Origin of the sequence: Arsenophonus sp. aPb, assembly GCF_029873475.1 — a bacterium.
Taxonomy (GTDB): domain Bacteria; phylum Pseudomonadota; class Gammaproteobacteria; order Enterobacterales; family Enterobacteriaceae; genus Arsenophonus.
This window is the reverse complement of sequence record NZ_CP123499.1, coordinates 618,262-638,929: the sequence shown is the minus strand read 5'-3', so window position 1 is coordinate 638,929 and position 20,668 is coordinate 618,262. Positions and strand designations below refer to the sequence as shown.

General features: G+C 39.6%; 18 protein-coding genes. 5 read left to right on the top strand and 13 right to left on the bottom strand.

Features of this window, described 5'->3' with window-relative positions; genetic code table 11:
• Positions 1-10 precede the first annotated feature (10 nt).
• The 4 genes from QE177_RS02730 (at position 11) to proS (ending at position 3,906) form a co-directional block, all read left to right on the top strand.
• Entirely contained in the window at positions 11-832 is an 822-nt protein-coding gene (locus QE177_RS02730; RefSeq protein WP_280551221.1) for a MetQ/NlpA family lipoprotein, read from the top strand.
• Positions 833-979: 147 nt separating this feature from the next.
• Positions 980-1,378 (top strand): Rcs stress response system protein RcsF, encoded by a 399-nt coding sequence (rcsF, locus tag QE177_RS02725; RefSeq protein WP_280551220.1) that lies wholly within the window; start codon positions 980-982, stop codon positions 1,376-1,378.
• A complete protein-coding gene (gene tsaA / locus QE177_RS02720; RefSeq protein ID WP_280551219.1) occupies positions 1,371-2,084 on the top strand; it encodes a tRNA (N6-threonylcarbamoyladenosine(37)-N6)-methyltransferase TrmO in 714 nt (237 codons plus the stop codon). The genes rcsF and tsaA overlap by 8 nt, the downstream gene beginning before the upstream one ends.
• A gap of 106 nt (positions 2,085-2,190) precedes the next feature.
• Positions 2,191-3,906 (top strand): proline--tRNA ligase, encoded by a 1,716-nt coding sequence (gene proS / locus QE177_RS02715; RefSeq protein ID WP_280551218.1) that lies wholly within the window; start codon positions 2,191-2,193, stop codon positions 3,904-3,906.
• Positions 3,907-3,966: 60 nt separating this feature from the next.
• Here proS and nlpE read toward each other — a convergent pair whose 3' ends face one another.
• A complete protein-coding gene (nlpE, locus tag QE177_RS02710) occupies positions 3,967-4,629 on the bottom strand; it encodes an envelope stress response activation lipoprotein NlpE (RefSeq protein WP_280551217.1) in 663 nt (220 codons plus the stop codon).
• 271 nt (positions 4,630-4,900) lie between these two features.
• Between nlpE and rof the strand changes: the two genes are divergently transcribed.
• Positions 4,901-5,167, top strand: coding sequence for a Rho-binding antiterminator (rof, locus tag QE177_RS02705; RefSeq protein WP_280551216.1), 267 nt, complete (start codon positions 4,901-4,903; stop codon positions 5,165-5,167).
• 37 nt (positions 5,168-5,204) lie between these two features.
• Here the strand turns inward: rof and tilS are convergent, their stop codons facing one another.
• The 12 genes from tilS to cdsA form a co-directional block, all read right to left on the bottom strand.
• Positions 5,205-6,545, bottom strand: coding sequence for a tRNA lysidine(34) synthetase TilS (gene tilS, locus QE177_RS02700; protein WP_280551215.1), 1,341 nt, complete (start codon positions 6,543-6,545; stop codon positions 5,205-5,207).
• A 237-nt stretch (positions 6,546-6,782) separates the two neighbouring features.
• Entirely contained in the window at positions 6,783-7,742 is a 960-nt protein-coding gene (accA, locus tag QE177_RS02695) for an acetyl-CoA carboxylase carboxyl transferase subunit alpha (RefSeq protein ID WP_026822070.1), read from the bottom strand.
• An 11-nt stretch (positions 7,743-7,753) separates the two neighbouring features.
• Positions 7,754-11,236: a DNA polymerase III subunit alpha gene (dnaE, locus tag QE177_RS02690; RefSeq protein WP_280551214.1), complete on the bottom strand. Its 3,483-nt coding sequence runs from the start codon at positions 11,234-11,236 to the stop codon at positions 7,754-7,756.
• 4 nt (positions 11,237-11,240) lie between these two features.
• Positions 11,241-11,843 (bottom strand): ribonuclease HII, encoded by a 603-nt coding sequence (gene rnhB, locus QE177_RS02685; RefSeq protein ID WP_280551213.1) that lies wholly within the window; start codon positions 11,841-11,843, stop codon positions 11,241-11,243.
• Complete coding sequence (lpxB, locus tag QE177_RS02680) at positions 11,840-12,988, bottom strand: lipid-A-disaccharide synthase (protein ID WP_280552197.1); 1,149 nt, start codon at positions 12,986-12,988, stop codon at positions 11,840-11,842. The genes rnhB and lpxB overlap by 4 nt, the downstream gene beginning before the upstream one ends.
• A gap of 49 nt (positions 12,989-13,037) precedes the next feature.
• Positions 13,038-13,835 carry an acyl-ACP--UDP-N-acetylglucosamine O-acyltransferase gene (lpxA, locus tag QE177_RS02675; protein WP_280551212.1) on the bottom strand — a complete coding sequence of 266 codons (798 nt, stop codon included), beginning with the start codon at positions 13,833-13,835 and terminating at the stop codon, positions 13,038-13,040.
• Positions 13,836-13,849: 14 nt separating this feature from the next.
• The gene (gene fabZ, locus QE177_RS02670; protein WP_280551211.1) at positions 13,850-14,302 is read right to left on the bottom strand and encodes a 3-hydroxyacyl-ACP dehydratase FabZ; all 453 of its coding nucleotides are present in this window, start codon (positions 14,300-14,302) and stop codon (positions 13,850-13,852) included.
• A gap of 114 nt (positions 14,303-14,416) precedes the next feature.
• On the bottom strand, positions 14,417-15,445 hold the full coding sequence (gene lpxD / locus QE177_RS02665) for a UDP-3-O-(3-hydroxymyristoyl)glucosamine N-acyltransferase (protein ID WP_280551210.1): 1,029 nt from the start codon (positions 15,443-15,445) through the stop codon (positions 14,417-14,419).
• 3 nt (positions 15,446-15,448) lie between these two features.
• On the bottom strand, positions 15,449-15,940 hold the full coding sequence (locus QE177_RS02660) for an OmpH family outer membrane protein (protein WP_280551209.1): 492 nt from the start codon (positions 15,938-15,940) through the stop codon (positions 15,449-15,451).
• Positions 15,941-15,995: 55 nt separating this feature from the next.
• Positions 15,996-18,404 (bottom strand): outer membrane protein assembly factor BamA, encoded by a 2,409-nt coding sequence (gene bamA / locus QE177_RS02655; protein ID WP_280551208.1) that lies wholly within the window; start codon positions 18,402-18,404, stop codon positions 15,996-15,998.
• Between the two features lie 33 nt (positions 18,405-18,437).
• Positions 18,438-19,793 carry a sigma E protease regulator RseP gene (rseP, locus tag QE177_RS02650; RefSeq protein ID WP_280552196.1) on the bottom strand — a complete coding sequence of 452 codons (1,356 nt, stop codon included), beginning with the start codon at positions 19,791-19,793 and terminating at the stop codon, positions 18,438-18,440.
• A gap of 5 nt (positions 19,794-19,798) precedes the next feature.
• The gene (gene cdsA, locus QE177_RS02645; protein ID WP_280551207.1) at positions 19,799-20,659 is read right to left on the bottom strand and encodes a phosphatidate cytidylyltransferase; all 861 of its coding nucleotides are present in this window, start codon (positions 20,657-20,659) and stop codon (positions 19,799-19,801) included.
• Positions 20,660-20,668 lie beyond the last annotated feature (9 nt).

The following is a 20,668-nucleotide window of genomic DNA, read 5'->3' as shown; positions in this document are numbered from 1 at the left end:
AGAGGTAATTATGTCTATCAAAATAAAAACTAGCGCCGCTGTGGCAGCACTATTAAGTATATTATTTTTTAGTGGCTGCGGTGAAAAAACAGAAAAACCTAATCACATCAGAGTGGGGGTCATTATGGGCAAAGAGTTAGCAGTGGCTGAAGTTGCACAAAAAGTCGCCAAAGAAAAGTATCAGCTTGATGTTGAATTAGTGACCTTTAATGATTTTGTACTGCCAAATGAATCTCTGGACAAAGGCGATATTGATGTTAATGCATTTCAACACAAACCTTATTTAGAGCAACAAATTAAAGATCGCAATTATAAATTAGTCGCTGTTGGCAAAACATTTATTTATCCTATTGCGGCTTATTCTAAAAAAATTAAGTCCGTTGAACAATTAGCCGATGGTGCCCAAATCGCTATTCCCAATGATCCTACTAACTTAGGACGTTCACTATTGTTGTTACAAAAACAAGGGCTAATCAAAGTAAGTGATAGTGCCGGTTTACAACCTACCGTATTGGATATCACTGAAAATCCTAAAAAGCTGAACTTTATTGAACTTGAAGCACCGCAATTGCCTCGTAGTCTAGATGATCCCAAGATTGTTCTCGCGATTATTAATACAACTTGGGCTAGTAGCGCCGAACCTAAATTAACACCAGCAAAAGATGGATTGTTCGTTGAAGACAAAAATTCACCTTATGTAAATCTCATCGTGAGTCGTATAGATAATAAAGATAATGAAAATGTGAAAAAATTTGTTAAAGCCTATCAATCTACCGAAGTCGCTGAAGCAGCGAATAAAATTTTTGACGGGGGTGCTATCCCTGGTTGGTAATCGCTTTATCAAAAAGAGTAACATTTTAATAAAATAAGCGGATATAATCCGCTTATTTTATTATCAAATTCATTCAGCCAATTATTTCTATTATGATAGCTAAAACTGATTTTTAGTTCTATTTACTTTCTTTAAAAAGGAATGGATATGCGCCTATTACTCTGTTGTCTTACACTCTGTATCTCAGGCTGTAATTTACTTTCTCCAACTGAATATAATAAACAAGATAACTCGCTAAAAAAACAAAAAAATGTTATCAACAAAATATCACCACAAAAAGGTTCTGTGGTAAAGGTTATTGATAAAAAAGAAGCGTTGCTAGGTAAACCATATAAGGATCTGGGTATTGTTTCAGGTATTTCATGTCAACCTAATCGACAAGATCCAAGCGTAAGTATTCCATTGGCGAAAAAAAACATGTTGAAAAAGGCCTCTTCTCTGGGAGCCAATATCGTGTTATTGCACCGTTGTGAAATAATTAGTACATCAGATTGTTATCAAACTGCTATTTGTGAAGGTTTTGCACTGAATATTATCAATGAATAATTTTCAATTTAACGTAATTGGGGTGATAGAATCACCTTATAAAGAAAAATTTGCTATCCCAAGACAACCGGGCTTAATTGATGACGGACAGGGTTATTTGCGTCTATTGCCGCCTTATAATCATCCTGATGCAGTTCGCGGATTGGAACAATTTAGTCATATTTGGGTTATTTTCATTTTTCATCAAGCCATACAACAAAGTTGGCGCCCACTGGTAAGGCCTCCCCGTTTAGGCGGCAATACTAAAATGGGTGTTTTCGCCACTCGTTCTCCATTTCGTCCTAATTCTATAGGTATGTCATTAATTGAATTAAAAAATCTAATTATCCGTGATAAAGAGGTAGGCTTGACTCTAGGAAGTATTGATTTAGTTGATGGAACTCCTGTTGTTGATATAAAACCCTATCTTCCCTTTGCCGAATCTTTACCAAATGCGGTTGCTGGATTTGCGCAAGCTGCGCCGGTCAGTGAAATGTCTGTTGTTTTTGCTGCTACTGCCCAAAAACAGCTAATTGAGCAACAAACCCGCTACCCTTTCCTTGAGCGTTTTATTCGTCAAGTTTTAGCCCAAGATCCGCGTCCAGCATATAAAAAAAATGTTGCTGATGAAAAAACATATGCTGTTCATCTACTTGATTTTAACGTTAGATGGCGAATTTCAGCGAATATAGTGGTCGTTTTCTCCTTAGATACGCTAAAAAATTAAGTTATCGCTTTTGACATTAGCAAGTCGCTGGTAGACTAGGAATAATTTTGTTTTAATGGTTGGTTAATGCCAACTGGAAGTAATTCGTCGTTGATGGAAGCTAATAATGCGTACAAGCCAATATCTTCTCTCTACTTTAAAAGAGACTCCCGCCGATGCTGAAGTTATCAGTCATAAGCTGATGCTTCGCGCAGGTATGATCCGTAAACTTGCTTCAGGGCTATATGACTGGCTACCAACCGGTGTCCGTGTGCTGCGCAAAGTTGAGAACATTATTCGTGAAGAAATGAATCGCGCTGGTGCAATTGAGATCTCCATGCCAATAGTTCAGCCAGCAGATCTATGGCAAGAAAGTGGGCGTTGGGAGCAATATGGTCCAGAATTACTTCGTTTTGTTGATCGTAGCGAGCGACCTTTTGTGTTGGGCCCAACTCATGAAGAGGTAATTACCGATCTTATTCGTAATGAAGTGACTTCTTATAAGCAGCTTCCATTGAACCTTTATCAAATCCAAACAAAATTTCGTGACGAAGTAAGGCCACGTTTTGGTGTGATGCGCTCCCGTGAATTTATTATGAAAGACGCTTATTCTTTTCATACCGACCAAGACTCGCTGCAACAAACTTACGATGCTATGTATGCGGCATATAGTGCAATCTTTACGCGTATTGGCTTCAATTTTAGGGCAGTCCAAGCAGATACTGGTTCTATTGGTGGTAATGCCTCGCATGAATTTCAAGTATTAGCTGATAGTGGTGAAGATAATATTGTTTTTTCTACTGCTTCTGATTATGCCGCTAATATTGAACTGGCCGAAGCCATTTGTCTTTCGGAAGAACGTGCTGCACCAATTGAAGATATGCGTCTTGTCGATACGCCTAACGCCAAAACCATTGCCGAACTTGTAGAGCAACATAATTTACCTATTGAGAAAACAGTTAAAACTTTAATTGTTAGTGCCGTAAAAGAGAGTGGTCACCAGCTTATTGCTTTATTGATCCGCGGTGATCATGAACTCAATGAGATCAAAGCAGAAAAACATCCTTTGGTCGCAAGTCCACTGAGATTCGCAACAGAAGAAGAAATACGTGCCACCCTGAAAGCTGGCCCAGGTTCATTAGGCCCTGTTAACTTGCCAATACCGGCGATTATCGACCGCAGCGTTGCTGTGATGAGTGATTTTAGTGCTGGTGCTAATATCGATCATAAACACTATTTTGGTATCAATTGGCAACGGGATCTCTCTTTACCTGAAGTTTACGATCTACGTAATGTCGTCGAAGGCGATCCGAGTCCAGACGGTAAAGGTTCTCTACAAATTAAACGTGGGATAGAAGTTGGTCACATTTTTCAACTTGGAACTAAATATTCTGAAGCAATGAAGGCCAGTGTGCAAAATGAAGATGGCCATAATCAAACGGTAACGATGGGATGTTATGGTATTGGTGTCACGCGGATTGTCGCAGCAGCAATTGAACAAAGCCACGATGATAAAGGAATTATTTGGCCTGATGCTATTGCGCCTTTTCAGGTTGCTATTTTACCGATGAATATGCATAAATCCTATCGTGTTAAAGAGGTTGCTGAAAAACTTTACCGTGATTTGCAAGCCAAAGGAATTGATGTCCTTTTTGATGATCGCAAAGAGCGGCCTGGTGTGATGTTCGCCGATATGGAGCTTATTGGCATACCTCATACGATAGTGATCGGTGATCGTAATTTAGATAACAACGAGGTTGAATATAAACAACGGCGAAATAATGAGAAAGAATATATTAATATTGCTGGGATAGTTGATTTTCTGCATATAAAACTTAACTAATCAGCCTCATTAAGGCAAAATGCCCAGCTCTTTTAGCTGGGCATTTCATATAACTGATAATTAGCGAGACTGACAAGTACGCAATTTATCAAATTTAATCGCACCTGTCTGGATCAATGTTGCATCAAACAACCCATCTTCCATCGAAGGACGGATAGTATAATAGCCCTCAACTTCAACATAAACCGGTTTACCCGCTTCAATACCAGTTGCGCGATATTGGTTTTCTAAATCGATACCACTCACGCTATAAGTACGTCCAGTTTTACATTCTTTAAATAAAGCCGCGTCGGCGATATAGCTATATTCTCCGCTCTTTTTGTCAGGCTTTACTTGCTCTAATGTATAATTTAAATTGCTTTCTATTTTATTTCCTTCCTGATCGAGATATTCTATTGTTTTATCATCAGTGCTAGGTTGAAAATAGGTTTTTTGCTCTGCAGAATCGATCAAAAATAATTTAGTACCTTTTTTAGCCCAATTTCCGCTAGAAAAAAAAGTATTTTTTTGTTCTTCCTTACCCAAATAAGTTAATTGTTCAATATATGTACCATTCGGATTAAAAAGAACCGTTGTTTCAATACCTGAACAATCTGCGCAAGGGAGTACGCCAGTATACACTTTATCCACCGGCTGGTTCTGAGATTGTGGTAATTTATGCTGGCAGCCAGCTAGGCTTACCGCACCAATTATGAGCAATATTTTTAATACTTTTTGATTCATCATTCGCTCCAAAATCCATCAATAACATAGATCTATTACAATAACAATCGCTTATTTTCAGCAAATCATTTTACCTGGTTAAACAATATTTAAAACCATTTATTCAATTTCATTGTGTACCATTAATATTAGCCAAAATCATACTGACGTTTTCGTGCTTCGTTACAAAAAAAAGTCTGCTGCTATTATGCGCTTTAAGTAGTAGATGCTTATAATTACAAATATCCGAAGGCGGCAAATAACCGCCACTTAACAATAGTGGTGAGGGATTATGTCTAAAGATACTGAATACAAACCAATTAACTGTGATGACTATGATTATTTAGAACTCGCTTGCCAACATAGTCTTCTATTAACCATAAAACTAAATAATGGGGAGATTATTGAAGGCAAAGCAATCGATCTGCTGTTAAAAAAACAGGTTGAATATCTGGTTGTTGATGCCGCTAATGAAAAAAAGCAACTGCGATTAGATCATATTGTTAGTTTTAGTCATCCTGAAATTGGAGACATCGTTATTGATCATTCTGGATCATAAAAGAAGCCATATTAAACAAGCGCAATAACAACCCTTACTAGTAAAGTAAGGGTTTTTTATCTGTTATCCATTTTACTTTCAATTCAGACATCCCTTGAATACATCGCCCTGATTCGGTAATAAATACGCCAACAGCCGCAATAAGTTCATCGTTATAATAAATCAAAGGTATTCTTTCTCTTAACCATGGAGCAACCCCTAATTCTTGCCAAAGTTTTTTACTCCGCCTCGCGTGTTGACGGCCAATAATTTTAATATTGCCTTTTAATCCAAATCGAATAGTAACCTTTTCATTTTGTAATGGAGCACGCAAACTAATACCTTTATCTACCACCCTTAGCGTCCCTAAGTTATCGGGCAATTTAATGGCTGCAGGCAACTGCCACACTAAACAAATTTTAGTCAGATCGTTAAATTGAGGTAGCAACCAAAGTTGTTGTTTAAAACGCCGAATAACATTGTTGTTAGCTAACTTAAATTGCGGTTCGGCATCTGGCCGCGCACAGATCACGTCTTGCCAAATCTGTTTTAATTGAACACGAGAAGGCATCAAAATTCGATGAAAACTCAACCACCGGCGTAATATTGCGTTACGTTTTATTTCAGAATAACTTGCTAAAGCATCAAGCTGCAAGGCTCCTTCTGCCGTTACTAGCTGAGATAAATAATCTTGTAGTAACTCATTTAGTAAGGTTTCTTGTTCTGCACATAAACTGGCACTTCTGGCAACCGCTTGCGAAAAATGTGGCCAGCGCCGGTTAAAATGTGGCATTATCGCCAAACGTAAAAAGTTACGATCATAGCGCTGATCTTGGTTACTATCGTCCTCTATCCAAGAAAGTGCTCTTTTTTGCGCATAAACAACTAATTGCTGACGGCTAAAAGATAATAGAGGTCTGATTAAATAGCTATCAGCAAACGGAATAGAAATTGGCATGGCAGATAAGCCTGCTGGCCCACTCCCGCGTTTTAATGCTAATAAAAAAGTTTCTGCTTGATCATCTAAATGTTGGGCAGTAACAATAATTTCTTCAGGTAATAATATTTCGCGAAACGCTCGATATCGTGCATCACGCGCCGCTGCTTCTATCCCTTTTTTAGTCGGATCGATATAAACCTGCTGTGAATAAAACGCTACCTGCAAGTCGCAACAAACTTGCTGGCAATGGATAGCCCAATCATCAGCTTTATCATTAAGCCCATGATGAATATAGACCGCACGGATGTTAAGATTTGGCACTGCGGTTTGACGTAATGTCACTAAGGCATGTAATAAAACCGTTGAATCCAGTCCACCACTGAAGCCTAGCAATATTCGGCGTGTTGAGCCGATAGCTTTTATAATTTGGTTCAGTAATGCAGCCTCATCAACATTCATAATTATTCTTACTACCTCTGTTCGGCATTAATTATTTGCTCTATTTTCCACTCATCATACTAACAGTATTCATATAATGTATTGTATTAAATAAAATTTACTTAGAAAATAAAAGGAGAAATAAATTTTTTTAAGGATCATTTCTGATAATAAATCAACAATGAAACATTTTACCCATTAAAAAATGGAAATAACCATTAATAGTTATTTCCATTTTATTCATTTGCTACCGCGATATTAGCAATAACCACATTCCATTAAACGTTGATAGCGTCTGTTTATCAGCTCTTCCGGACTAAATGAATCGATATCACTCAAATCATTTAAAATCCGCTGTTTAAGATTATGCGCAATTTGCTCATAATTACGATGCGCGCCACCCAACGGCTCTTCAACAATGTTATCAATCAGATTAAGTGATTTTAAACGCGAAGCGGTGATCCCCATCGCTTCAGCGGCTAATGGTGCTTTATCGGCACTTTTCCAAAGAATAGAAGCACAGCCCTCAGGTGAGATAACAGAATAAGTGCTGTACTGTAACATATTCACTTTATCACCCACACCAATAGCTAATGCGCCACCAGAGCCTCCCTCACCAATTACGGTACAGATAATAGGTACAGAGAGCCGTGACATTTCACGTAAATTACGGGCAATTGCTTCAGACTGACCGCGTTCCTCCGCTCCAACACCAGGATAGGCTCCCGGTGTATCAATAAAGGTAATAATCGGTAATTTAAAACGCTCTGCGATTTCCATCAATCGTAGAGCTTTACGATATCCTTCCGGTGCTGGCATGCCAAAATTGCGCCGAATTTTTTCTTTTGTTTCACGTCCTTTTTGATGCCCAATAACCATTACCGGACGCCCATCCAATCGAGCCAATCCACCAACAATGGCTTTATCATCAGCATAAGCACGATCACCCGCTAGCTCTTGGAAATGAGTGAATATACGCTGAGCATAATCCAAGGTATAAGGTCGCATCGGGTGGCGAGCAAGTTGTGCTATTTGCCAAGCACCTAAGTCAGAAAAAATTTTGCGTGTTAACTCTAAACTCTTTTCGCGAAGTCTAGCAACCTCTTCATCTAGGTCAATATCTAGCTTGGTATCCTGACGATTTACTGCCGTTAACGAGTCTATTTTTGCTTCTAACTCCGCAATCGGCTGTTCAAAATCCAGAAAATTAAGGCTCATAATATTCCTATTTAGTCAAATTCTAATTCTACCTGCTGATTTCCTAGCAGAGTTCGCAGCTCAGTTAGAAGATTATCTGTCGGAGTAACCCGCCAAGTGACACCTAATTTTAATTTAGCGCGCGCGTCTTTCTTCTGATAATAAAGATGAACCGGTATTGTTCCTGAACGATAAGGTTCCAATGTGCTACGAAGACGGTTTAATAATTGGTCATCAATTTGTCTATCTGTTAATGAAATAGCAATACTCCTGGCATATTTTGCACGAGCTTCACTAAGATCCATCAATTCACGAACAGACATTTTATTACCACCATTGAAATCATCAAAGCTGACCTGACCTGTGGCAATTAATATTTTATCTTTTTCTAGTAAATGCTGATACTTTTCTAATGCATCAGAAAATAACATGATATCCAAGCGTCCAGAGCGATCATCTAAAGTACATATGCCTATTCTGTTGCCACGTTTAGTTGTTACCACTTTAGCTGTTAGCGCTAAACCAACCACCGTAGACATTTGTCCCCGCGGCGTTGGATTCACATCCTTAAGTCTCAATCCACTAGTATAACGTTCAATCTCTGACAAATAGGCGGTAATCGGATGGCCAGTTAAATAAAGACCTAGCGTTTCACGTTCACCTTCTAATATTAAATGTTCAGGCCATTTAGCTACACTAGCATAAGATTGTTCAACCTGCTCAGGCGCTTCAGCTAATACGCCAAACATATCAGTTTGTCCAATAGCTTCTGCTTTAGCATGTTGATCTGCCGCTTTTAAGGCATCTTCTAATGAAGACATTAATGCGGCTCGATGCGGACCTAAATGATCAAAAGCACCGGACATAATCAATTTTTCCATCACTCGACGATTAAGTTTTTTAGTATCGACCCGCGCACAAAGATCAAAAATTTCTTTAAAATAACCACCTTTTTGTCGAGATTCAATAATGGCTTCTATTGGGCCTTCACCAACACCTTTAATTGCACCAATACCATAAACAATTTCACCTCTGTCATTGACATGAAAATGGTATAATCCACTGTTGATATCGGGTGGCAGTACTTTCAAGCCCATACGCCAACACTCATCAACTAAACCAACCACTTTCTCGGTATTATCCATATCCGCTGTCATTACAGCGGCCATAAATTCAGCCGGATAATGGGTTTTTAACCACAGGGTCTGGTAAGAAACTAACGCATAAGCAGCAGAATGTGATTTATTAAATCCGTAACCGGCAAATTTTTCCACCAGATCAAAGATTTTCATGCCTAACTCACCGTCTATACCATTTTTTACCGCTCCCGCTTCAAAAATTGAGCGCTGTTGTGCCATTTCTTCAGGCTTTTTCTTACCCATTGCCCGCCGGAGCATATCTGCTCCACCTAGCGTATAGCCAGCAAGCACCTGCGCAATCTGCATAACTTGTTCTTGATAAAGAATGATACCGTAGGTAGGTTCTAAAACCGGTTGTAATGATTCATGCTGCCATTCAACATCAGGATAGGAGATAGCTTCTCGTCCATGCTTACGATCAATAAAATTATCCACCATCCCTGACTGTAGTGGGCCGGGACGGAAAAGTGCAACCAAAGCTATCATATCTTCAAAGCAATCAGGACGTAATCGCTTAATCAGGTCTTTCATACCACGCGATTCAAGTTGGAATACCGCTGTCGTCTCTGCCCGTTGGAGCAGGTCAAAACATTTTTGGTCAGTGAGCGGGATCGTCGCTATATCAATAGGCGCTAAATTTTGTTTTGCTCGACGTTGATTAATCATATCTAACGCCCAACTAATGATTGTCAAAGTCCGCAGACCCAGAAAATCAAATTTTACTAGACCGGCGTATTCAACATCATTTTTATCAAATTGGGTAAGCGGATTTTGCCCTTCAGGATCACAATAAAGTGGTGCAAAATCGGTTATTTTGGTCGGTGCAATCACCACCCCGCCAGCATGTTTACCTGCATTGCGCGTCACACCTTCCAGTTTACGCGCCATATCTATCAATGCCTTAACTTCCTCATCAGCATCATAAATTTCTTGCAGTTGTGGCTCTACAACAAATGCTTTTTCAAGGGTCATACCAGGATCAGGTGGAACTAATTTGGCGATACGATCAACAAATCCATACGGATGCCCCAATACCCGGCCAACATCTCGAATAACCGCTTTTGCTGCCATGGTACCAAAGGTAATAATTTGTGAGACAGCTTCACGACCATACATTTGCGCAACATGTTCAATGACTTGATCGCGTTTTTCCATACAAAAATCGACATCAAAGTCAGGCATGGATACACGTTCAGGATTAAGAAAACGTTCAAATAGCAGATCAAATTCAAGCGGATCCAAATCGGTAATTTTTAATGCATAAGCCACTAATGAGCCAGCACCTGAACCTCGTCCCGGGCCAACCGGGATAGCGTTATCTTTTGACCATTGAATAAATTCCATTACGATCAGAAAATAACCCGGGAAACCCATTTGGTTAATTACGCGTAACTCGGTATCTAAACGTTCATCATATTCTACTCGTCGTTCAGCTCTCTCTTTCTCATCGGGATAAAGGAATTGTAAACGTTCTTCCAGACCAGCTTTTGCACATTTGATAAGAAAATCTTCCGTTGCCATATCGCCAGTGGGAAATTGCGGCAGAAAATATTCACCTAAACGCATCATCACATTACAGCGCTTAGCAATTTCGACACTATTTTCAAGTGCTTCAGGAATGTCAGCAAATAATTCAACCATTTCCTGTTCACTGCGTAGATATTGCTGAGGGCTATAATTTTTAGGTCTTTTCGGATCAGCGAGTGTAAAACCATCATGGATAGCCACCCGTATTTCATGTGCGGCGAAATCATCGCTATTAATAAAGCGGACATTGTTGGTGGCAACGACTGGCACGCCTTTTTCAGCTGCCAATTGAACTGCTGCATGTAAATAGCTTTCTTCATCAGGCCGTCCTGTCCTGACAAGTTCCAGATAATAGTTATTAGGGAAATGAGTTTGATAAAAATCCAAACATTGCTCAACCAGTTGCTGATTTCCGCGTAATAGAAATTTACCCACATCTCCCTGGCAACCACCTGAGAGTAATAATAGCCCCTCTTTATGGGTTACCAACCATTCTCGTTTGATTGTTGGTCCTATCGCGCCATAACCTTTTTGATAGGCGGCTGAAATAAGCAAGGTCAGATTATGGTAACCTTTATTATCTCTAGCCAGTATGGTTAAATGAGCAACTTCATCACCGAGTAACTCACTTTCTAGATAAAAATCTGCACCAATTATCGGCTTAATACCCTCTGCATGAGCAGCACCATAAAATTTTATTAAACCATAAAGATTGGTAAAATCAGTTATCGCCAGTGCCGGCATGCCTAATTCTGCCACTCGATTAACGAGTGGGTTAATTTTTGCTAACCCATCCATAATGGAATAGTCACTATGTACGCGCAGGTGTATAAAACGTGGTTCGGCCATTTTCTTAGCTATACTCTCTAGAATTTAGTACTCGGCGAACAGGAGCAAAACTTTTGCGATGAAACTGTGTTGCACCATGCTGAGCCAGTTTTTCTAAATGAAATGCTGTTGGGTAACCTTTATGTTGAGCAAAACCATACTCTGGAAAAAGGATATCTAACTCTCGCATTTCCCTATCACGGGTCACTTTCGCTAATATTGACGCGGCGCTAATTTCCTGCACTAAACTATCACCTTTAATAATTGCTTGAGAGGGTACAGGAAAGCCAGGGCTCTTATTGCCGTCCACCAACACAATATCAGGCCGAGTAGTAAGTCCTGCCACTGCTCTGCGCATGGCTAAAAAAGTTGCCTGTAATATATTGATTTTATCTATCTCTTCGGGCTCTGCGCGTCCAATACTCCAACATAATGCCTTGTCTTGAATCTCAATATAGAGTGCATTACGCCGCTTCTCAGTTAATTTTTTTGAATCCGCCAGTCCTATTATTGGCTGCTTGGGATCTAAAATCACAGCCGCTGTCACCACTGCCCCGACTAAAGGCCCTCGACCAACCTCATCGACACCAGCAATAAACTTAGCTTTAGGATAAATAAAATTATTCATTTTTTACTTAGCTCCAAGATGGCTTCAGCTGCTTGTTGATCGGCATGACAACGGATACTTTTATGCAGTTGCAAGAAGGTCTGTTTTAGCTGCTCAACCTTTTTTTCGTCGTTCAGTAATGACTTAAGTGAGACTGCTAATTGTTCAGGTTGACAATCTTGCTGAATAAATTCTTTAACCAATGCTTCGCCTGCCAATAAATTAGGCAACGAAATAAAAGGCGTTTTAACCAGGCGCTTAGCTAACCAATAGGTTATTGCCTTCATTCGATATCCAATTACCATCGGACATTTTGCTAACATACATTCTAATGATGCTGTCCCAGAAGCTAATAAAGTGACATCAGCTGCGATCATCGCTATGCGCGCTTGGCCATCTAAAATTTTCAGTGGTAAGGTTGGTGAAACCTCTCGATAAATTGCTTCAAATTGCTGCCGACGCTGTTGATTAACGATAGGAACTAAGATTTGCAATTGAGGAAAGTCTTTTGTCAAAATCTGAGCAGCGTGCAAAAAATCTGCACTCAACATTTCAATTTCAGCACGACGGCTACCCGGTAAAATAGCCAAACATTTAGCATCATGGGTTATACTGAGTTGTGCTCTGGCTGCCTGTTTATCAGGCTGTAACGGTATGATATCAGCCATGGTATGGCCGATAAAACGACAGGGAATGTCGTAGCGATCATAAAACCTTTTTTCAAAGGGTAACAAAGCAAGCACCAGATCTGTCGCCTCCCCTATCTTGAAAACACGATCTTGTCTCCACGCCCAAACAGAAGGACTGACGTAATGAATGGTTTTTATCCCTGTTTGCTTTAATTTCCTCTCAAGCGTAATATTAAAGTCAGGCGCATCTATGCCAACAAATATATCAGGCTGCAAGTTAGCAAAACGTCTAGTTAGGTCAACACGAATTTTTAATAATCGCGGAAGTCGCCCCAAAACTTCAACTATCCCCATAACAGCAAGCTCTTCCATCTCATACCAGGCTTCACAGCCCTCTGCTTGCATTAATGGGCCGGCAACACCGACAAAACGCGCATTAGGAACTTGCTGTTTTAACGCACGAATAAGACCCGCACCAAGTATGTCGCCTGATGTTTCTCCCGCAACGAGACCAATAGTCAAAGGTCGTTGTTGAATTGCAACTTGCTGACTATTCGCCAAAGATTTCTCCTATTCAGGTTGCTTGTTAACGAATAATCCCGCGGTTAGATTGCGCTGAATCTTCTAAAAAATCACTCAGTATTTTTACCTGTTGATTATTTTTGCCTAGTTCAACCAATTCTTGTCTGGCCTCGTCTAGCGTTTTACCACACCGGTAAAGGATTTTATACGCGTTCCTAATCGCATGTAGTGATTCTTTATCAAAACCACGACGTTTTAAACCTTCAATATTCACTCCATAAGGAGTCGCATGATTGCCTTGCGCAATGACATAAGGCGGAACATCTTGGGCAACACCGGAACAGCCTCCAACCATAACATGAGCACCAATTTGGCAAAATTGATGCACCGCACTCATACCACCAATAATGGCATAATCATCCAGTTTAACATGTCCACCAAGCGTACCGTTATTAGCAATTATACAATAATTGCCTAGCAAACAATCATGGGCGATATGGGTGTTTACCATCAATAGATTATCATTACCTATTTTGGTTAAACCTCCGCCTTGTAGGGTACCACGGTGAATAGTGCAACTCTCTCTAATGCGATTACGATCACCAATCTCAACACGAGTTGGCTCTCCTTGGTATTTTAAATCCTGATTAATTTCACCTATCGTAACAAACTGAAATATCTGGTTATTACAACCAATTTTAGTATTGCCATTGACAACCACATGAGATTTCAGGGTGGTATCTGCCCCAATTTCAACCTGAGAACCAATATAGCAAAACGGGCCTATACGGACATTCGCACCGATAATCGCGCCCTCTTCAATAATAGAAGAAGGATGAATAATCGCTGTTTTATTAATCATTTCAGCCCTCATTTTTACGCTTCTTGACTGCGAGCACACATCATTGTCGCTTCGCATACAACTTTATCACCCACTTTTGCTATACCCTCAAAACGTGTCAAACCACGCTTCGTTTTAACAAACGTTACCTCAAAAATCATCTGGTCGCCAGGTTGTACCGGATGCTTAAATCTTGCTTCGTCAATGCCAGCGAAATAATAAAGTTCACCAGGCTCCAATTTTCCGACACTCTTGAAGGCTAAAATACCAGCAGCCTGAGCCATGGCTTCAAGAATTAATACACCCGGAAATATGGGTTTACCAGGAAAATGACCTTGAAAGAAAGGTTCATTAAAAGAGACATTTTTTACAGCGCGTAAAAATTTACCTTCTTCAAAATCCAACACACGATCAACTAACAAAAAAGGATAGCGATGGGGTAACAACCCTAAAATTTCTTCTATATCCAGAGTATGTTTATCACTCATAGAAAAGACTCTTCTTGTTTAAATTTAAAAAATCATATATGAATAATGCGGCCTGCTTTAACCCTAAATAAGGTTACTCCGCAGGCCGCAATTAACAAATCTACACAATGGTATTTAGTTATTTTTACTAAATACCTTACGTTCTAGTACCTTCAGGCGCTTAGCCATTTCGTTAATATTCAAGACTAAAGCGGCTGTTTTTCGCCAAACCTTATTTGGCTGTAATGGAATGCCTGAAGAGTATATTCCAGGCTCACTAATTGGACGCATTACCATTCCCATTCCGGTTATAGTAACTTTATCACAAATTTCCATATGTCCATTAATCACGCTAGCTCCACCAATCATACAATATTGGCCTATTTTCAGACTACCGGCCATAACAACCCCACCAGCAATAGCAGTATGATCACCGATAATCACATTGTGAGCAATCTGACATTGGTTATCAATGATGACCCCATTACCAATAATTGTATTGTCCAGTGCGCCGCGATCAATGGTAGTACAAGCACCGATTTCGACATTATTACCAATGATAACTGTACCTAATTGCGGTATTTTTACCCATTGGCCTTTTTCATTTGCATAGCCAAACCCATCTGAACCAATGACTGTTCCAGATTGGATTAGACACTGTTCGCCTATCTCAACATTATGATAAATCGAAACATTTGCCCATAAACGCGTAGACTGACCGATCTTGACATTTTTACCGATAAAGCAACCTGCGCCGATAATAACCTGATTACCTAATGTCACCCCTGACTCGATAACGGCATTAGCGCCAACGGCAACATCTTCACCGAGCTGAACATCTTCGGCAATAACTGCAGAAGGATGGATATTTTGTGCAGGCTTAGGCGTTGTATCCAAAATTTGAGCTAATCGCGCATAGGCAAGATAAGGATCTTTAACCACTAATGCTGCTATTGTACTATCTGGTAGATCCTTCTGCTTTAATACCACAGCAGCAGCTTTACATTTTGCTAATTGCGTTAGGTAACGGCTATCCGATAAAAAAGTAATTTGCCCTTCCTTCGCTAAATGCATAGGCGCAATACTGGTGATGATAATATTACCATCACCATGTAACTGCGCGTCCAATTTTTGGGCTAAATCAGCTAATCGAATAGAAACCATTTATTATTTAACCTTCTTAATAACCAGATCGGTAATATTTTTCAGGTTGGAACTGTTTTCTGGGTAGAGAACCGTACTCGCGTCAACCACAACGTCATAACGCTCTTTCTCAGCAACAGCTTTGGTGGCCGTCTTGATAGTTTGCAAAATTTTATTGCGCTCTTCTTGCTGACGACGCTGGTTATCTTGTTCAAATTGCTGTGCTTTTTTAAGAAAATCTGTCCGTTTAGCCTCAAACGCTTGCAGATCTTTCTCATTAGGCTTAGCTGCACTTTTTTGCAATTTTTCCGCCCGAGCCTGTAAGTCTTTTTCCATATTTTGCAACTCATTCGCTCGTCCTTTGAACTCTTTTTCCAGTTGCTTAGATACTGCTTTATTGGTCGCTATGTTCTGAAAAACTTCACCTACGTTAATAACGGCAACTTTCTCTGCATAAGCACTGGCAGATACGGATAAAATTAAACCTAAACCTGCTGCACACCACAATTTTTTCACACTAAACTCCTTATCTCTTATGAACTGACCACAAGCGAATTGATGAATTGACGTTTTACCACGTCCTACCGATATTAAACTGAAACTCTTCAGATTTGTCACCTTCATAATCTTTTATTGGCTTGGCATAAGAAAAGACCAGTGGGCCAAGCGGTGACATCCATTGTAATGCAATCCCTGTCGAAACTCGAATATTGGATGCCTTACCATAGTCAGGCATTCCTGCTCTCCAGCTTGCCGGGGTGTTACTCCAATTCGAATCCCAAACAGTACCCGCATCAATAAAGAAAGAGGTTCTGATTGAATTAGCATACTTTTCATCAATAAACGGGGTTGGCGTAATTAATTCTAATGACGCTGTTGCCATTGCATTACCACCAACAGCATCCGTTGATGGACTACCCGATTTTGGATTGATTTGCCCTGTTTTTTTATCTTGTTCAAGATAAATCGCTTTAGGTCCGATATTATTGGAACGGAAACCACGTACCGTTCCGGCACCACCAGCATAAAAGTTTTCATAAAACGGTAATTCTTTACCGCCAAAACCATTACCATAACCCAGTTGTGCTCGACCTAATACCACCCATTTTTTATCTTCATCAATCGGATAATATTGCGATGTATCAAACCGAATCTTATAGTACTGATTGTTAGAACCTGGAATAGTGATCTTACTATTTAATGAGGTTTTATTCCCCGCTGTCGGGAAGAAACCACGATCCAAGTTATTATAAGTCCAGCCTAAATTAAGGGTAAAATCATTAGCATTATAGCGCGCTTTATCATCAAAATTGAGATTTTCACCCATACTTTGTAAATAACGCCACATGCCAACTTGAGCTTTCATATCAGATAGGGAGTTATGAACAAAACCTGCTCCGATTCGAAATGCATTATTTTCATTAAAAGGAAAACTTAAGGTACTATCAACACCATAGGTTTTATTATTATAGCGTGAAAGATCGGCATCCTTGGCACTAAAATCATTATAGAATAATCGCCCACCTAAGCTAACCCCATTAACCGTAAAGTAAGGGTCAGTTAATGATAATTCCGCATAAGTCGAATAATCATTTTTGCTGGCACTAATACCAACGGCATTACCTGTACCAAGCCAGTTTTCTTGTTGAACGCCGACTTGGAAACTGATACCACTCTCAGTACCAAAACCAATACCAAAGTTCATCGAGCCGGTATTACGTTCTTTAACTTTATAGACAACATCAACTTGATCCGGTGTACCGGGTACTCGTTGCGTTTCAACATCAACAGTCTCAAAAAAACCAGTTCGATTTAATCGTTCTTTACCCAAGTTAACCAAATCATTGCCTAACCAAGCGCCTTCCATTTGACGCATCTCACGACGTAAAACAGAATCTTTACTAACATCATTGCCGACAAAACGGATTTGGCGAACATAGAAACGGCTACCCGCATCAACATTCACATGCAGTTTTACCGTTTTATCTTCATCGTTGATTTCAGGTTGGGTAATAACACGGGGATAGGCATAACCATAACGGCCAAGGAGATCCTTAATTTTGTTCTCCATATTAGTGACTTCAGTACCATTATAAAGCGAAGCAGGTTTGATGGTGATTAATTGATTGATTTCATCATAATGACCAGCGGTTTCGCCATTCAATTCAACGCCTGATATGGTATATCTATCGCCCTCTGTCACATTGATGGTGACATAAATACCTTTCTTATCTGGTGTGAGACTGACATTGGTTGAGTCGATATTAAATTTGGCATAACCTCGGTCGAGATAAAAACTGCGTAGTGTTTCTAAATCGCCAGCTAGTTTTTGTTTTTGATATTTTTGATCAGCAATAAAATTCCACCAAGGCACATCATCACGTAATTGAAAACGATTTACCAATTCAGCAGTGGTAAATGCTTTATTACCGACGATATTAATTTGTTGGATCTTAGCTGAAACGCCTTCAGAAAAGATTAATTTTAAGTCAGCACGATTACGCGGTAGCGGTGTGACTACAGCTTTAACCGTCGCGTTATACTTACCAACACTGTAATAAAAATCTTCAAGACCCTTTTCGATATTCGCAAGCTTAGTGCGATCAAGGGCTTCACCAACGCGAATATTTGAAGCTTCCAGATTTTGCTTTAATAAATCGTCTTTAACTGACTTATTACCAGAGAATGTGATGCTTGCAATGGTTGGCCGCTCTTTTACTTGAACAATTAGCGTATTTCCATCACGCAAAACTCTAACATCTTCGAAATTACCAGTTGAAAATAGCGCTCGAATAGTACGACCTATATCGTCATTATTAATCGTATCTCCTACCCGAACCGGCATATTCAATAGTGCTGCACCAACGGCGACACGCTGAAGTCCTTCAAAATGAATATCTTGTACTACAAACCCGTCTGAACCGTATGCAGTGGCGCTGCCAAATAGCAGCGATGCTATGAGCAACTTTTTCATCGCCATTGTTGTTATGAGTATTCCTAACTAGTCTCTCTCTTAAAGACGAGAGAAATCATTGAAAAGTGCAAGCCCCATTAATAATATCAATGCAATAGCACCAATACGATAGCTGAAGTCTTGTACACGCTCAGACACTGGCTCTCCTTTAATCTTTTCGATTAACAAGAAAAGTAAGTGCCCACCATCTAATACAGGCAAAGGAAACAGGTTAATGATCCCTAAATTGACACTAATTAATGCAATAAACATCAGATAATACACTAACCCGGACTCAGCGGAAATGCCGGCCCCTTTTGCAATAGAAACAGGTCCGCTAAGATTATTAAGTTTAATATCACCGGTAACCAATTTACCTATCATGCTTACTGTCAATTTCATTAATTGCCACGTTTTATCCGTTGCCTGATACAGCGCATAAAACGGACCATATTGCTGAGTGATTTTATACTCATCTGCCAGTGGTATTACTGATAATTCAAGCCCAACAAAACCAATTTGCTGGCCTTTAGCTATCGTTTTTACTTCCGGTGTTAACGTTAATTGCTGTTGTTCACCTTGTCTTTCAATAGTCAATAACAATGGAACGTTAGGACTTTGTCGAACAAAATAGGTGAATGGATGCCAAATATCTATTATTTGTTCACCTACTTTTACAATCCTGTCTCCTATTTGTAAACCTGATAATGCCGCCGCTGAGCCAGGTTGAATATTACGTACAACCGGATCTTGTCTGGCACTAACAGGCATAATCCCCAAAGATAAAACTGGATCTTGGGTTTCTGGATCAAAGTGCCATTCCCTCAAATCAATCACTTTGCTTATCGGCGTTGAATTTCCAATAGGTAAAACCTTCAAACTTAATTCCTCATCACCAATTTTACTAATTAAGGCGAGACGAACTGCGTTCCAGTCAGGGGTTTCGATTCCATCTATTGATTTTAGTTCCATACCTGGTGAAATATTAGCTTGCTCAGCAATCGACTTTGATTGAATATCTTCAATAACCGGGCGCACGGAAGGTATACCAATAATGAAAACTAACCAATAAGCAAATATTGCTAATAAAAAATTGGCGATTGGCCCAGCACTAACCACTGCGGCACGCTGACCTACTGTTTTATTATTAAAAGCAAAGTGGCGACACTCTGGCGCTACAGGAGCAACTCGCTCATCTAGCATTTTAACATAACCACCTAAGGGGATCAGAGCGATAACAAATTCTGTCCCATGGCGATCTACTTTACGCCATAAGGCTTTTCCAAAACCAATGGAGAAACGTTCAACATAAATACCACAGCGCCTAGCTACCCAGAAATGGCCAAATTCATGTACGATAATTAGCACACCTAATGCAATAATAAATGCAGCTAAACTCCAAAGAAATCCCATGATATACCTTAAGAACCAAAAAATAACAATGTCAATCCTGCAAAGACAGGTATAGCGGCTGTCAAACTATCGATTCGATCTAATACACCACCATGTCCTGGAATTAAATGACTACTATCTTTAATCCCAGACTGACGTTTAAACATACTTTCCGTTAAATCACCAAACACAGAGATAATCACAACAATAACAGAACAAAATAGTAAATTCTTGGATATCAGCAAAACAGGAACAGATAAACTAAATAACCAGGCAATAATACCCGCTGTCAACATCCCCCCGAGCATACCTTCCAAGGTTTTACCAGGAGAAACCTTTGCTGCCAGTTTGTGTTTACCAAATAAATGACCGAAAAAATAAGCGCCAGTATCTGCACTCCAAACTAATAGCATGACATAAAGTATCCACCAAGCACCGATAAAATTGTTAATATGATAATCGACACTTTTTAACACCAACATGCCACAGTAAAAAGGTAAAATGGTTAAAATACCAAACAAAATTTTTAATATTACTGACTGGGACCAGAATCGAGCAGAAGTAGGAAAAGTGACAACCAAGATTATCGCAACTAACCACCAAACTAATCCAGCCGATAAAATATAAATAATCAAAGGCTCTGTTGTTAATTGACTGAGATCTTGCAATGATAATTGTAAACCCAATAAACAAATACCAAATAAAACAGCACATATCATTCGTTTAATCGGCGCTGTCCAGCCAATGAATTGGCTCCATTCCCAAGCAGCTAACGAGCAAATAACAATGATAACATAACCAAACAAATTAGGCGGTAAGAAAAAAAGTGCAGCAATAACTAATGGAACAAGTATGATAGCTGTAATGATACGAGAATTTAAGTTTAGCAAAAGAGTCCC